The following is a 17,057-nucleotide window of genomic DNA, read 5'->3' as shown; positions in this document are numbered from 1 at the left end:
TAATTTTTATTGTAACATATTCAGCTATTATTGTGTGAAAAAAGAGTCTGGCACTGTTGAGCCAGACTCTTTTTCACTTAGCGTTTCATTCTGTTGCTGTTGCGCTCCCTGCGTTGAATAACAGGTGCTTGTACAGTTTCGGATGCTTCGATCACTTCCGCCAGCTCGGCGATGGTCGTCTTTTCGAAGAGCTCGCGGAGATTGAGCGAGACGGAAAACACCTGTTGCACTCTGGCGACAAGTTGCGTGATCATCAGCGAATGTCCGCCGAGATCGAAGAAGCTGTCATAGACGGAGATCTCCTCAATCCGCAACAGCTCAGACCAGAGCGCGGCGAGGCGTTCTTCTGTCAAGGTTCGCGGAGCGACAAACTCGGACGTGCGCTCCCACTCATTCGGGATCGGCAGCAGACTGCGGTCGATCTTGCCGTTTGGCCCAAGTGGGAAATTTTCAAGCTGCAGAAAGGCGGACGGAACCATAAATGCTGGCAGGCGATCTTTCAGATAGGCACGCAAGTCTGCGGCCGGAACGCGATCTCCTAAGTAATAGACGGCCAGTACCTCACCACGGTGAACCGCCGCCACCGATTGAGCGATGAATTCGTGCTCGTCCAGCATAGCTTCAATCTCACCGAGTTCGATCCGATAGCCGCGCAGTTTGACTTGGTCGTCAAGCCGGCCGAGGAACTGCAAGCTGCCATCCGCAAGCCAGCGCACCCGGTCTCCCGTCTTGTAGATTCGCTCGCCCGATTGAAACGGACTGGGCAAGAAGCGAGCCTCCGTCAGATCCGCCCGGTTGTAATAGCCCCTTGCCAAGCAGTCGCCGCCCACGTACAGCTCGCCCGCCGCGCCGGTCGGCACCAGCTGGAGCGCTGCGTTTAATACATACACGGTGACATTTGGCAATGGCCGGCCAATCGGTACGATCTTGCGTGCCCTCTTATGGCGGCAGTTCCAGAACGTGGCGTTGACGGTGACTTCAGTCGGCCCGTACCGGTTATGAAGCTCAATATCGGGCAGCCTTTCCAGCACCCGCTCCTGCAACTCAAATGGCAATGCTTCACCACCGCTCATCAGGAAGCGCAGACTCAGGCACGTCTCCACGTTTGCATCCGCAGCAAACAGTTGGAGGATCGACGGAATAAAGTGTGCGATCGTGATCTGCTCCTGATTGATAAGTTCGATCAGATAAGGGATATCGGCCTGCCCGCCTGAACGTGCCAGCACCGTCTTCGCACCGCATGACAGCGGCAGGAACATTTCCCAGACCGACACGTCGAATGAAAAGCTCGCCTTCTGCAGGACATGGTCTGTCGACGCAATCTGATAAAAATCGAGCATCCATTCCAAGTAATTGCAAATGCTCTTGTGTTCGATCATAACTCCTTTTGGCACCCCTGTAGAACCGGAGGTGAAGATCAGGTATGCCAAGTGATCCGGCTCCACCTTACAGATCGGATTTACGGATGGCAACATGGACAATTCACTCTGCAGAGCGTCCAGCGTTTGATCTGTCAACACGAGCGCCGGATTGGATTCTCGCAACATGATCGCGATGCGCTCTTCGGGATAGGCCGGGTCGATCGGCACATAGGCACCGCCTGCTTTTAAGATTGCCAGCGCGGTGATGACCATCTGTTCTGTGCGCTCGACGCTGACCGCGACAAGTGTGTCTCTCGTGACACCTTGCGCCTGCAGATAATGCGCCAAGCGGTTGGCCCGCTCGTTGAGTTCACGATACGTCAGGCGCACGTCGCCGCTGACAACCGCCTCCGCTTCCGGTGAACGGGAAGCTTGCTCCTCAAAGCGCTGGTGCATGAACTTCATTTCGACAGACGAAGCTGCACCACCCGCCCATGTGGTCAGCAGCAGGTGCTCCTCGTCTGCCGTGAGCAGACGCAGAGTGGAGATGTCCGTATCCGGGCACTCGAGGATGCTTTCCAAAAGCACGGTCAAGTGCTCGGCCATGTACCCGATCGTATCAGCAGTGAACAGGTCGGTGTTGTATTCAAACTTCGCCGTCAACCCGTCCGCCGACTCCGTCATCGTCAGGGACAGGTCAAATTTAGCTGTGCTGCTTTCGCCTGGTAGAGCAGTCAACGTGAGCCCCTCGATCTCTACCTGCTTCTGCTGTTGATTTTGCATGACAAACATGGCTTGGAACAGCGGCGAGTAGCTCATGTTGCGCCGAGGCTGCAGCTCTTCGACCAGTCGCTCAAAAGGAACGTCCTGATGGGCGTACGCATCGAGAGCGGTCCTGCGGACGCGGGCGAGAAGTTCTCGGAAACCCACCCCGCCTGACAGGTCGGTGCGCAGGACGAGCGTGTTGACGAAAAATCCGATCAGCGCGTCGATCTCTTCGCGCCTCCGCCCCGCGATAGGCGTTCCGATCAGGATGTCCTCTTGGTCCGTGTAGCGGAACAGCAATGTGTTAAAGGCAGCAAGCAAGGTCATAAAAAGTGTCGTTCCTTCCTGCTGACTCAGCTGGTTCAATTGCCCGGCTATTTCTGAATTCAGTTGGAAGGTATGGCTCGCTCCGCGCTCGGTCAGCACCGCTGGACGCGGGAAGTCGGTCGGCAGCTGCAAGATCGGCAGTTCTCCCCCGAGCTGTTTTTTCCAGTAGGAAAGCTGGTTTTGCAACAACTCACCTGTCAGCCACTCGCGCTGCCAAAAGGCGTAATCTGCGTATTGGATAGGTAGCGGCTGCAAATGCGGCGATGTGCCGGTCGAAAATGCATCGTAAAACGTTGCCATCTCCTCTACGAAAATGCCCATCGACCACTCATCGGTGATGATGTGATGCATGGTCAGCAGCAACATGTGCTCGTCCTGTCCGACCCTTAGCAATTTCGCGCGCAAAAGCGGTCCTTGTGCCAAGTTGAACGGCGTTCGCGCTTCTTCCAGCGCCACCGCCCGGGCCTCTGCAACGCTTTGCACATCACACACAGGCAGTGCTATGGTCACTTCATCTGTAACAAACTGCTTCGGCTGCCCGTCAACGATCTTGAACGTCGTGCGCAGGGATTCATGCCGTTCGACAACCTCTGCTAAGCATTTCCCAAGCACCTCGGCATCCAGGTTTCCTTTGATCCAGACTACAACCGGAATGTTGTAAGTCACCGAATCGGGATGCAACTGGTCAAGGAACCACAACCGCTCCTGAGCAAAGGACAGCGGCAAATGCTCATTTCGCGACACGGGTATGATCGGTGGTGCGACAATTTCGTGCTGCTGTTCGGCGATCACGGCGGCGAGTTTGGCGATCGTTGGCGCTTCGAAAAGGCTGCGCAGCGACAAATGCGTCGCAAACCGGCTGTTTACCTTCGACATCACGCGCATTGCCAGCAAGGAATGCCCGCCGAGAGTGAAAAAGTTGTCTTGCACACCGACTTGTTCGACTTGCAGAACTTCCGACCAGACGACACACAGTTCTTTTTCCAGCGGCGAAGACGGCGCGACGTACGTTCGTTCGAAACTCTGCAGGGTCGCGCTCTCCAAAGCAAGCAGAGCTTTGCGGTCAATTTTTCCGCTCGGGGACAGCGGCATGGCATCGAGCTGTATGAAGCGGGTCGGCACCATGAACTCAGGCAGGCGCGCGCCGAGGAAACTTCGTATGCCTAGGTCATCGGGCAACTCCCCATCGGCGACCACATAGGCGATCAGTGTGTTGTCACGGGCGATGACCACCCCTTCGCGGATCGCGTCTTGCTCCAAGAGTCGCGTTTCAATCTCGCCCAGATCGACGCGATAACCACGCACTTTCACCTGATTGTCGAGGCGGCCGAGAAACTTGATATTCCCGTCCGGGAGGTAGCTGACAAGGTCACCCGTCTTGTAAAGGATGCCTGGGTCAAACGGATTGGGGATGAACCGCTCAGCGGTCAATTCGTCCCGCCCGAGATACCCTCGCGTCACGCCCGCCCCGCCAATGTGCAGTTCGCCCGGAACACCGACTGGCACAGGCTGAAGGTGTGCGTCAAGGACGTAATGTGTGTAGTTCACAAGCGGGCGTCCAATCGGAATCGAGCCTAGCTCCGTGCCGTTCACTTCATAGTAAGCCGCACAGACGGTTGTTTCTGTCGGACCATATAGGTTAAACACGCGCGCATTCGTCTGCCGGGAGAGCTGATGAGCCAGAGCTGGATGCAGTACTTCTGCGCCGAGCATTATCTTTTGCAAAGATGAGAGTGCGGCCAGCCCGTCATCTGATGCGATGATCATGCTCATAAGTGAAGGCGTGCACAGCAACATCGTCACGTTATGCCGGAGCATTTGATTGCGCAGAGAGAACTCGTTGACCGAAAAGACCGTTTCCCGGACCTCCTGTTCGGAGAGCAGAATCACCTTCACCCCGCACACTAAGCTCCACAACAATTCGATCACGCAGATATCAAAGCCGAACGAATTTAACCCGAGAATCGTATCCTCTTCGGTGCAGCCTACCGCTTGGTCCATGCCGGTGAAGAGATGGGCGGCGTTGCGGTGCTCGACCATAACGCCTTTTGGCTGGCCGGTGGAACCGGACGTGTAGATGATGTAGGCCAGGTGCTCAGGCTGCGCAAGACTGGCCGGATTGGGGAGAAAGTCGACTTGTTCTTCCCCGCTGAAGGTCAGCACCTGCGCGTCATGCGGCGGCAATTGCCCGTCAAGGGATGCCTGCGTCAGGATCACTTTGGGCTTGGCGTCCCCGATCATAAATGCAAGGCGGTCCTGTGGATAGCTCGGGTCGAGCGGCAGATAGCCGCCGCCCGCCTTGTGTGTCGCAAGCAAGGCGCAAAGCAGCTCCGCCGAGCGCTCCAGATAAACCCCGACAACATCCTCCGGCCCGACGCCAGATGACTGCAGGATCTGGGCGACATGGTTCGCCAGGTTGTTCAGTTCGCGATACGTAAGCTGCCGTTCTTCAAACACCAGCGCAATCCGATCGGGGGTGCGTTCCACCTGCTCTTCGAACAGGTGATGAATACAGGCTTCGCGGGACGGCGCTGCCGTGTCATTCCAGTCGCGAAGCATCTTTAGCTGCTCATCGTACGGCAGGAGCGGATATTCGTGCAAAAGCCTGTCCGGCTTGTCGACGATGCCGCTGAGCAGCGTTTGGAAATGCAGAATCATGCGTTCGATCGTCTCGGCGTCAAACAGATCGGTGTTGTATTCCCAATGCCCCCAGAGGCCATTCTCTGTCTCAAAGAAGGACAAGGTGATGTCAAATTTGGCCGTTTTTGTCTCCAGGTTCTCGCTCCGCAAAGTCAACCCCGGCATGGAAATAGTATGCTGCTCATTGTTTTGCAGGACAAACATCGCTTGGAACAGTGGCGAATAGGTCATGTTGCGATCTGCTTGCAACTCTTCAACCAATTTTTCAAACGGCATGTCCTGATGGGCAAATGCGTCGAGGGCCGTATGGCGCACTGTTTCCAACAGGTCGCGGAAAGTCATGTCGCCCTCAATCCGGCTGCGATGGACAAGGGTGTTGATGAAGACGCCGACCAGCCCCTCAATCTCATGGCGGGTACGGTTGGCGATCGGCGAACCGATGAGGATGTCCGTCTGCCCGGTGTAGCGAGAGAGAAACGTTTGAAAAGCGGCCAGCAGGGTCATGAACAGAGTTGTTCCGGTCTCTACGCTCAGTTGCTGCAGAGAATCGGTAAGTGCTTTGGAAAGCATAAATTGGGTCGTGGCACCACAAAAGGTCTGGCTGCTCGGGCGCGGCCGGTCGGTCGGCAACTGGAGCGGTTCAAGTTCACCGCCGAGCTGCTGCTTCCAGTACTCAAGTTGTTGCTGTAAAGCTGCTTGCTGCTCCGGCAGCTTCTGCCAATATACGAAATCGCTGTACTGGATCGGAAGCTCTTGGAGCGGCGAAGGAAGACCGTTTTTTAAGGTGGCGTAAAGGAGTGAGAACTCGTTGATCAGCACGCTGATCGACCAGCCGTCCGCGATTATGTGATGAAGGGTGATCAACAAAAGATGCTCATCGTCCGCCTTTTGGATGGTCGTGACGCGCACAAGCGGGCCTTGGATGAGGTCAAAAGGACGCTGGGTATCTTCCAGCGCCAGACGCTGGGCCGCCTCATCCCGCTCCCCCTCCGGCAAATGACGAACGTCAAGCTCGAGAATCGGCACGAAGAGTTCCTCATGGATCAACACCTCTGGCGTGCCGTCTGTGACCGGGAACGTGGTGCGCAGGGCTTCGTGGCGGCGGATCACTTCGTGGATGCTTGTGGACAGCAGTTCGCGGTCGAGCTCTCCGCTGACTGAAAAGGCACCCGGAATGTTATAGACAGCAGCTTCAGGCTCTAACTGTTCCATGACCCAGATGCGCTCCTGAGAATAAGACAGCGGCAACTGCTCATTTCGCGGCGCGGGTATGATCGGTGGTGCAACAACTTCGTTCTCCTGTTCGGCGATCACGGCGGCGAGCTTAGCGATCGTCGGCGCTTCGAAGAGGCTGCGCAGTGGCAAATGCGTCGCAAACCGGCTGTTCACTCTCGACATCATGCGCGTTGCCAGTAAGGAATGCCCTCCGAGGGTAAAAAAGTTGTCTTGCACACCGACTTGCTCGACCTGCAGAACTTCAGACCAGACGATACACAGTTCTTTTTCCAGCGGCGAAGACGGCGCGACGTACGTTCGTTCGACACTCGGCAGGGTCGCACTCTCCAGAGCAAGCAGAGCTTGGCGGTCGATTTTGCCGCTTGGAGTGAGCGGCATGGCCTCAAGTTGCACAAACGCGGCCGGCACCATGTATTCGGGCAGCCTTTCGCCGAGATAAGCGCGCAATTGCATGACATCGGGCAGTTCTTCACCTTCGGCAACCACATAGGCGATCAGCGAGTTGTCGCGGGCGATGACCGCCGCTTCGCGAATTTGGTCGCACTCGGTCAATCGTGTTTCGATCTCGCCAAGTTCGATGCGGTGCCCGCGGATTTTCACCTGGTTATCCAGCCTGCCCAGATATTCGATCGTGCGGTCTGGCAGCCAGCGCACGCCGTCACCCGTTTTGTAAAGCATCTCCCCTGCTGCAAACAGGTTATCCAGAAAGCGTTCCCGGGTCAGATCATCCCGTTTGATGTACCCGCGCGCCAAGACGGGGCCGCCGAGATACAGTTCACCTTGCACTCCGATCGGCACCGGCTGGAGCAACGCATCGAGCACATAGAGCTTGGCATTGGCGACGGGACGTCCGATCGGCGGAAGGAGCGGCCAAGAGTCGGCCGGACCGGCCAAGGTATGTGAAGTGACGACGTGGCTTTCGGTCGGGCCATACTGGTTGGTCAGCGTGCAGTGCGGCAATTCTGAGAAGAACCGGCGAATCGCTTTCGTGCTCTGCAACTGCTCCCCTGCGGTGATCACTTCCTGCAGGCTGTCCGGGAACAAATTGCGTTCGGCACAGACTTCGGCCAGCGACTGCAAAGCAATAAAAGGCAGGAAGAGTCGCTCCACCTTTTCCGCGATCAGCACATCGGGCAGTTCCAGCAGATTTTGACGCTGCGCTTCTTCCAGCAGCACCAGCGTGCCACCCGCGCAGAGTGTCGCAAAGATCTCTTGAAACGAAACGTCGAAATTAAGCGATGTGAACTGCAAGGTGCGGGCGTCCGCTTTGTGTGCTTCGCGCAGCTGCCAAGCCAGCAGATTGGCCACCGGGCGATGCGGCATCGCCACGCCTTTCGGACGTCCGGTCGAACCTGACGTGTAGAGGATGTAGACCAGATGGTCGAGCGTGGCTAGGTTTGTCGGGTTCTCCCCGCTCTCCTCGCACAGGGTAGGATCTGTGTCCAGCTCGATCACCTGCACACTTTCCGGCACTTCGGCCGTCATCACGCCCTGTCTGGTCAGCAGAATCGGAATGCACGTCTCGTCAAGGATGTAGCTGAGACGGTCTTTCGGATAGGCTGGATCAAGCGGCACATAGGCGCTGCCAGCCTTGATGATCGCGAGCAGACCGATGATCATGTCCAGCGAACGCTCCATCGACAGCCCGACCGGCACGTCCGGCCCGGCGCCGAGCTGCTGCAGGCGGTGCGCCACTTGATTGGCACGGTGAATTAGCTCGCGATAAGATAGTGATCGCCCCTGAAATGTGACAGCCGCGGTCTCCGGCGTCCGCTCCGCTTGTGCGGACACCATTTCGTCGATGCGGTATTGCGGCAGCTCTTGCTCCGTGCCATTCCAATCGCGGAGCAGCAGTTGCTGCTCTTCAGGCGGCAGCAGCGGCAGTTGATGCACAAGCTGATCCGGATGTTCGACGATCCCGCTGAGCAGCGTTTGGAAATGGCGGATCATGCGATCCACCGTCGTTTGGTCAAACAGATCGGTGTTCGATTCCCAATAGCCCTCCAGACCCGACTCCGTCTCAAAAAAGGACAAGGTGATGTCAAACAATGCCGTCTTCGAGTCCAACATCTCGGTCTGTAAGGTCAGCCCAGGCATGGACAGCGTGCGCTGCGTGTTGTTTTGCAAAATGAACATGGTCTGGAACAGTGGCGAGTAGGCCATGTTGCGGTCCTGCTCCAGCGCTTCGACCAGTTTTTCGAACGGCATGTCCTGATGGGCAAACGCGTCGAGTGTGGTGCGGCGTACCTTCTCCAGCAGGTCGCGGAACGTCATGCCGTTCTCGATCCGGCTGCGATGAACAAGAGTGTTGATGAAAACGCCAACCAGACCTTCAAGCTCTTCACGGTTGCGGTTGGCAATCGGCGAGCCGACCAAAATGTCGCTCTGACCTGTATAGCGGGCGAGGAAGGTCTGAAAAGCGGCAAGCAGCGTCATGAACAGAGAGGTGCCCGATTCCACGCTCAGCTTCTGCAGGGCATCCGACTGTGTTTTCGACAGCGAAAAGACGGTTGTCGTGCCGTTGTAGGTCTGACTGCTTGGACGCGGCCGGTCGGTCGGCAATTGCAGCAGTTCACGTTCGCCGCCGAGCTGCTCCTTCCAGTACTCAAAGTGCTGCTGCAGGGCTGCTTGCTGCTCGGGCTGCTTTTGCCAATATGCAAAATCGCTATACTGAATTGGCAATTCGGGGAGCGGCGAGGGCAGCCCCTTTTGAAAGGAAGCGTACACGATGGAAAACTCGTTGATCATTACGCCGAGCGACCAGCCGTCGGAGATGATGTGGTGCAGAGTAATCATGAGCAAATGCTCCGCATCCGCCTTTTGGATGGCCGTCACGCGCACAAGCGGGCCGTGGATCAGATCGAAAAGACGCTTGGCTTCTTCCCGCGCAAGACGCTCGGCCGCCTCGTTCCGCTCCGACTCCGGAACATGGCGAATATCGAAGATCTCGATGGGGATGTCGAGTTCATCGTGAATGAACAGCGTCGGTGTGCCGTCTGTCTCTTGAAAGGAGGTGCGCAGCGCTTCATGGCGGCGCACCACTTCGTTGATGCTTTTCGACAGGAGATCGTAATCGAGTACCCCGGTGATCGAAACGACAAACGGGACGTTGTAAGCGGCAGCGTCCGGCTCCATCTGTTCGATGACCCAGATGCGCTCCTGGGAATAGGACAAAGGCGATTCCCCCGGCGGACGGCGGGGAATGCCCGTTTTCTTTTGGGCGGAAGCAGGCATGACGGGGCCTTTGCCTTTGATTCGTTTTTCTAACAGCGCACGCTGCGCCGGGGTTAGATTGGCTCTTTTGTCCATGCGGGGTCAAATACCTCCAACTTTAAAGTTTATATATAAACATTCAGATTTTAATTATATATTTTAATGTTTATTATAGCATAGAAAAAAGAGTCTGGACATTTTGCCAGACTCTTTTTGGAATCAGCGTTTATTCCGAGAGCCGATACGCTCTCTTTTCTGGATGACAGGAGCCCGCACAGTTTCCACGGCTTGAATCGCCTCCGCCAGTTCGGCGATGGTGGTCTTTTCAAAGAGGTCACGCAAGTTGAGTTCGATGGAGAACTCGAGTTGCATTCTCGCGTGGAGTTTTGTCGCAAGCAAAGAATGTCCGCCGAGATCGAAGAAGTGGTCGTAGACGGAGATTTTCTCGACTCGCAACAGTTCCGACCAGATCCCGACAAGCTTCTTTTCCGTCGGTGTGCGCGGCTCGACATACTCGGCGATTCGCTCTTCCGTTTCCGGGGTCGGTAGCAGCCGGTGATTGATCTTGCCAGTTGCCGTGAGCGGGAATTTGTCAAGATGCAGATATGCGGAAGGAATCATATAAGCTGGCAGGCGCTCTTTCAGATACGCGCGCAAATCAATTGACGGAACCTTTTCTCCCGAGTAGTAGACCCCCAGCACTTCTCCCTCGTACACCGTGGCCACCGCTTGCACGACCGCCGGATGCTGGTCAAGCACCGCTTCGATCTCACCCAGTTCGATTCGGAATCCGCGCAGCTTCACCTGGCTATCGAATCGGCCAAGGAACTTGACCGACCCATCGGGGAGAAAGCTCGCCCGGTCCCCCGTCTTGTACAGTCGGCCGGCGCCAAATGGATTGGCGATGAAACGCTCGGCGGTCAGCTCAGGACGGCCAAGGTAACCGCGCGTCACGCCAGCACCGCCGATGTGCAGCTCGCCTCCGACGCCGACCGGCACCGGTTGAAGGTGCTCGTCGAGGATATACAGCTCGCAGTTGACGATCGGCCGTCCAAGCGGAATCGACGTCTGAAGATCCGGCTCGTCCACAACATGTACGGCCGACCAGACGGTCGCTTCTGTCGGGCCGTACATGTTGAACAGACGGGCGTTGGTCTTCTGTTTCAAATGTCGTGCCAAAGCAGGTGGCATCGCTTCGCCGCCCAAGAGAATTTTTTGCAATGGGGCAAGCGCGGCCGGGCCATCGGGTGCTGCCAGAATCATGCCCATCAGCGAAGGCGTGCATTGCAGGATCGTCGCTTGATGCCGGAGCAGTTGACTGCGCAGTGAGTACTCGCGCACAGAAATGCCCGCTTCCCCGATCTCCGTCTCGGAGAGCAGGATGACTGTGGCTCCGCGCGCCAAGCTCCAGAACAGTTCGAGCACGGAGATGTCAAATCCGATCGAGGTCACCGCCAGCATCACATCCTCACTCCCGCATCCGACCGCTTGATCCATGCCGGTGAAGAAATGAGCGGCGCTCTGGTGCTCGACCATGACGCCTTTGGGTCGGCCGGTGGAGCCTGATGTGTAGATGATGTACGCCAAATGCTCCGGCTGCACGAGGCTGACCGGATTCGGCAGGAAGAGCGAAGGCTCTTCACTGCGCAAGGTCAGCACTTGCGATTCATGCTCCGGCAGCCGGCCCGCCAAGGAGGGCTGGGTCAAGATCACTTTCGGCTGGGCGTCCCCGATCATGAACCCGAGCCGGTCCTGCGGGCTGCCCGGATCGAGCGGCAGGTAGGCTCCGCCCGCCTTGTGCGCGGCAATCATCGCCGTGAGCAGGTCAGGAGAGCGATCCATAAAGATCCCGACCCGCTCGTCCGGCCCGACGCCAAACGCCTGCAAAAACTGAGCCATCTGGTTGGCACGGTTGTTCAACGCGCGGTAGGTGATCTGCTGATCTTCAAACACCACGGCGATCGCGTCCGGGCTACGCTCGACCTGCGCTTCAAACAGCTGATGCAGACAGGCTGCGCGGGATGGGAAGGCCGTCTCATTCCAGTCGCGGAGCATCTTGTGCTGCTCGTTCGCCGGCAGGATCGGCAACTTGTGCACAAGCTGATCCGGGTGGTCGACAATCCCGCCGAGCAGCGTTTGGAAGTGCAGGATCATGCGTTCCACCGTCTCCGGATCAAACAGATCGGTGTTGTAATCCCAATACCCTTCCAGCCCCTGTCCGGTCTCATAGATGGTCAATGTAATGTCAAACGAAACTGTTTGGGTGTACAGCGTCTCGGTCTGCAAGGTCAGCCCCGGCATAGACAGCGTTCGCTCGGCGTTGTTTAGCAAACTGAACAGGGTCTGAAACAGCGGAGGGTACGCCAGGTTGCGGTCCTGCTCCAACCTCTCGACAAGTTTTTCGAACGGTATGTCCTGGTTGGCGAACGCATCGAGCGTGGTGCGGCGCACGTTGCCGAGCAGCTCACGGAAGGTCATGCCCTGTGCGATGCGGCTGCGATGGACGAGAGTGTTGATAAACACGCCGACCAGCCCTTCGATCTCCTGCCGGTTGCGGTTGGCGATTGGCGAGCCGACGAGGATGTCGCTCTGACCGGTATAGCGGGCGAGGAAAGTCTGGTAAGCGGCGAGCAGCGTCATGAACAGAGTGGTGCCTGATTCCACGCTCAGTTGCTGCAGCGCCGCGGACAACTGCCGGGAGAGCCGGAAGACGGTCCTCGCGCCGTTGTAAGTCTGGCTCGCCGGGCGCAGTCGGTCGGTCGGCAACTGCAGCGGTTCTCTGTCGCCGCCGAGTTGCTCGTGCCAGTAGTCAAACTGTTTCTGCAAGGAGGCTTGCTGTTCCGGCTGTTTCTGCCAGTATGCAAAATCACTGTAATGAATCGGCAGTTCCGCGAGCGGCGAAGGCAGCCCGTTTTTGTAGGACGCGTAAAGGATGGAAAACTCGTTGATCAGCACGCCAAGCGACCAGTCGTCGGAAATGATGTGATGCATTGTGATCAGGAGCAAGGATTCCTGATCCGTTTTCTGGATGGTCGTAACGCGCACCAGCGGACCTTGGACCAGATCAAAGGGACGTCTGGCGTCTTCCAGCGCCAAGCGTTCTGCCGCTTCTTCACGCTCCTCCTCCGGCAGCAGCCGAACATCAAGCGCCAGAATCGGCACCGGGAGTTCCTCATGAACCTGAAGTGTTGGTGTGCCGTCTCTGACGGGGAACGTAGTACGCAGCGCTTCATGGCGGCGTACCACTTCGTGGATGCTCTTCCCCAGCACTTCGCGGTCAATCTCTCCGGTGATCGTCACGACGAACGCTAAGTTGTAGACGGCAGCATCCGGCTCCAGTTGTTCCATGATCCAGATGCGCTCTTGGGAAAAGGACAGCGGCGACTCCCCTTTCGGTCGGCGGGGAATGCCTGTTTTCTTTTGGGTGGACGCGGGCATGACGGGCCCTTTGCCTTTGATGCGTTTTTCTAACAGGGCGCGCTGCGCCGGGGTGAGATTGGCTCGTTTGTCCATGTGTTGTCTCCTCTAGTTCGCAATCTCAGCCGCCAGTGTTTGCACGTGCGGCGTTTGCAGCAGTCCGTAGTGGTCGGCTGCGATGTGCTGGATTTGCAACTCCCCGGTCACCAGTTGCTGCCATCCGTGGGACGGGTCTCCCGCAGCGTTGGAGCGAAAGAGCAGCAGATCACCTGAGTAGGGAACAGGCTGATACTTGGTGTAGGCTTGGATGTTCGCTTTGAAGACCGACCAGAGGCGGCGCAAGTTGTCGAGCTCGATCGGGAACGGAAGTTGGCGCTGCAGGAACTGAAGCGCCTGCTCTTCGCTTTCAATCGCTTCAGAAGGCACTTCCGGGTCGCGGCCGCCGAGCAGGTCGCGGGCGAACAGGGCGAGCAGGGTCAGGCTGTCCGCTTGCATTTGATACTCTGCCACCGGGGCAAGCGAATCAAAGAGCGCCAGCAGTTCCACCCGCTCCCCTTGCCGGGTCAACTGGTGCGCCAGTTCGTAGGCGATGGTGCCGCCGAGCGACCAGGCTCCGATGCGGTACGGGCCCTGCGGCTGGACGGAGCGGATCGCGGCGAGATAGGCGGCGGCCTGCTCTTCGATGCTGGTCAGCGGCTCTTCTTCCGGCTCAAGACCGCAGGCTTGCAGGCCGTAGAAGGGCTGATCAGGGCCGAGCGTTTGCGCCAACGCGGAATAGCTGAACACGGTGCCGCCCACCGCATGGATGCAGAAAAAAGGCGTCCGGGTGCCGTGCGGCTGAATGCCGACCAGCGGCGACCAGCGTTTGGCGCGCTCTTGGCGCAGCAGGTCGGCCAGATGCTCGACGGTGCCGCCTTCGAACAGGGTGGCCAGCGGAAGCGATTGGCGGAAACGGGCGGCGATCTGCGTCATCAGGCGCACAGCGAGCAGCGAGTGTCCGCCGAGGCTGAAAAAGTTGTCGGTGACGCCGATGCCGGTCACGCCGAGCAGCTGTTCCCAGATCTGCACCAATTCGCGCTCAAGGTCGCTGCGCGGGGCGACGCGGGTCTGCTCCGCTTCGAGGCGGATGCCTGCCGGAGACGGCAACGCACGGCGGTCGAGCTTGCGATTGGCATTGAGCGGCATGGCGTCGAGCGGCAGGAACAGGGACGGAATCATATATTCTGGCAACCTGCTCTGCAAGTGTGCGCGCAGCTCGCCTGCGGTCGGCGCCGGTTCGCTGCGCTTGACATAGTACGCGACAAGCCGCTTGTCGCCCGGCGTGAGTTCGTGCGGGATGACCGCAGCTTCGAGCACGTTCGGATGCTGGCGGAGCATGCTTTCGATCTCGCCCGGCTCGATGCGGTAGCCGCGGATTTTGACTTGGTGGTCGAGGCGGCCGAGGTAGTCCAGGTTGCCGTCGGGACGCCAGCGGGCGCGGTCGCCCGTTTTGTAGAAGCGCTGTCCTTCGTGCAGGACAAAGCGCTCGGCGGTCAGGTCATGGCGGTTGAGGTAGCCCTCGGCCAGACACACGCCGCCGAGGCACAGCTCGCCGGGCACGCCGAGCGGGGCAAGTCGGCCGTTCGCGTCCAGAATGCGCACTCCGGCACCGGCGATCGGGCGGCCGATCGGCGGCAAGGTGTCTGCTGCCGTGTCTGGCAGGCGGTAGGATGTCACCACGTGCGACTCGGTCGGGCCGTAGTGGTTGTACAGCGTGCAGCCGGGCAGGCGCTGCAGCAAGCTGCGAATCGGCGCGGTGAGCTGGAGCTGGTCGCCTGCGGTGAAGATCTCTGTCAAGTGCAGCTGTGCATCGGGCATCGCTTCTGCCGTCTCGGCGAGCTGCTGGAAGGCGACGTACGGCAGGAACAGGCGCTCGACGCGCTGCCCGGACAGATACGAGATCATCCGCATCGGGTCGCGGCGCACATCTTCACCGATCAGCACGAGCGTGCCGCCGGAGCAGAGGGTGGAGAAGATCTCCTGCACCGACACGTCGAAGGTGACGGTCGCGTATTGGAGGGTTCTCTGCCCTGCTGCGAAGCGCGCGTCTTGCAGTTGCCAGCAGATCAGGTTGGCGATGGCGCGGTGCGGCATGACGACGCCTTTGGGCTGGCCGGTCGTGCCCGAGGTGTAGAGGACGTAGATGGGATGGTCGGGCCTGACAACAGGGTTTTCAAACTTGTCGGCGTTTGGCTGAGATGCGATGGAAGCGATTGGATTCAGCATGATAGTTTCAGATGAACTTGCCATAGAGTTCGACTCGGTGATCAAGGCAGATAGTTTGGCATCTTGCAAAATGTACTCCTGACGCTCCTGCGGGTGGGTCGGGTCGATCGGAACGTAGCCTGCGCCTGCTTTTAATGCGCCCAGGATACTGATGATCAGCTCGGGCGAACGTTCGAGGCGGATGCCGACGAGGTCGCCGGGGCGAATGCCTTGGGCTTGTAGCCGGTATGCCAGAAGGTTCGCTCTTTCGTTGAGCTCGGCGTAGGTGATGCTGTCATCGCCCATGAGAATCGCCGGGGCGTCAGGTGTGCTTGCCGCTTGGGCTTCAAAGATCTGGTGGACGAGGAGACCCTCTTGCCAAACAGCCTCACTCCCCTTGCCGAGCAGGTCGAGCGTCCGGCGCTCGACGGGCGGGATGTGGTTGAGAGCGCTGACCGGCTGTTCCGGGCTGCTGACGACGCTGGCCAGCAGTTCGCGGTAGTGTGCCAGCATGCGCTCGATCGTCTGCCCGTCGAACAGGTCGGGGCTGTAGTCGAGCGTGCAGGACAGGCTGCCGTTGGTGTCGCCGACGGTGAGCGAGAGGTCGAACATCGAGGTCTCCACTTCCACCGGCACGGGCAGCCAGGTCAGTTCCGGCAGGTGCATCTCCGTGTACAGCTCGGGCAGATGGCGGAAGAACGCTTGGAAGAGCGGCGTCTGGCTCAAACTGCGCTCGACTTGCAGTTCTTCGACCACTTTTTCAAAAGGAACGTCCTGATTCGCGAACGCATCGAGCGACACTTGGCGCACCTGCTGCAGCACCTCGCGGAACGTCCGCTCGCCCGCAACCTGTACGCGCAAGGACAGGGAGTTGATGAACAGGCCGATCAGCCCTTCCATCTCCCCCCTGCTTCGTCCGGCGATCGGCGTGCCGATCGAGATGTCCTCCTGCGCCGTGTAGCGGTGCAAGAGCACGTGGTACGCCGCCAACAGCAGCATGAACAAGGTCACGCCTTCTTGCTCGCACAGCTCTTTCAGCCGGGCGGGCAGCTCGTCGGGCAGCGGGAGCTTTTTTTGCGCGCCACGCATGGACTGCTTGACCGGACGCGGATGGTCGGTGGCGAGTTGCAGAGCCGGCGGGTTGTCGCCGAGCTGCTGCTTCCAGTAGCTGAGCTGTCTTTGCAGCAGATCGCCCTGCTCCCCCTGCCATTTGGCGTAGTCGGCATATTGGATCGGCAGCTCTGGCAGCGGCGAATGCTTGCCGTGATAAAACGCATCATACAGCGCTGTCATCTCCTGCAACAGCACGCCGAGCGACCAGCCGTCCGCGACGATGTGGTGCAAGGTGAGCAGCAGGATGTGCTCCTCCTCCGCCACGCGCAGCAAAGTCGCCCGCAGCAAGGGCCCCTTTTCCAGATCGAACGGTCTCGCTGCTTCTGTTCGGGCAACTGGGCGCCAGTCCGCTTCCCCGATGTCGAGCACCGGGATCGTCAGCTTCAACTCCTCGGCGATCGCTTGGTACGGCACGCCGCCTTCGGAGCGAAACGTGGTGCGGAGCGCTTCGTGACGGGAAAGGATTTCATTTAGACTGCGGGTCAGAACATCCAAACGCAACTGTCCGCGCATCTTGATGATCGATGGCACGTTGTAGACAGGGTTGCCCGGCTGCAAGCGGTCGAGGAACCACAAGCGGGCTTGGGCAAAGGAGAGCGCGGCCCGTTCGGCAGACTCGCGCTTGGCGATGCCGGTCTGCGCGGCAGTTTTGATTTCGCCGCGCAGCCGTTTTTCGAGCAGTGCCCGCTTGTCAGCAGACAGGTTGGAGCGTCGTTGCAACAGGTCTGTTTTGCGATCCAT

General features: G+C 58.6%; 3 protein-coding genes. All 3 read right to left on the bottom strand.

The window, feature by feature from the left end; genetic code table 11:
* Positions 1 to 77: 77 nt before the first annotated feature.
* Entirely contained in the window at positions 78 to 9,638 is a 9,561-nt protein-coding gene (locus EV586_RS01220) for a non-ribosomal peptide synthetase (RefSeq protein WP_132943268.1), read from the bottom strand.
* A 123-nt stretch (positions 9,639 to 9,761) separates the two neighbouring features.
* A complete protein-coding gene (locus tag EV586_RS01215; RefSeq protein ID WP_132943267.1) occupies positions 9,762 to 13,055 on the bottom strand; it encodes a non-ribosomal peptide synthetase in 3,294 nt (1,097 codons plus the stop codon).
* Between the two features lie 12 nt (positions 13,056 to 13,067).
* Positions 13,068 to 17,057 carry a non-ribosomal peptide synthetase gene (locus EV586_RS01210; protein ID WP_132943266.1) on the bottom strand — a complete coding sequence of 1,330 codons (3,990 nt, stop codon included), beginning with the start codon at positions 17,055 to 17,057 and terminating at the stop codon, positions 13,068 to 13,070.

It is taken from the genome of Tumebacillus sp. BK434, assembly GCF_004340785.1.
In the GTDB taxonomy this organism is placed as follows: Bacteria; Bacillota; Bacilli; order Tumebacillales; family Tumebacillaceae; genus Tumebacillus_A.
The sequence above is the reverse complement of the archived record's forward strand: the minus strand, read 5'-3'. Positions and strand labels throughout refer to the sequence as shown.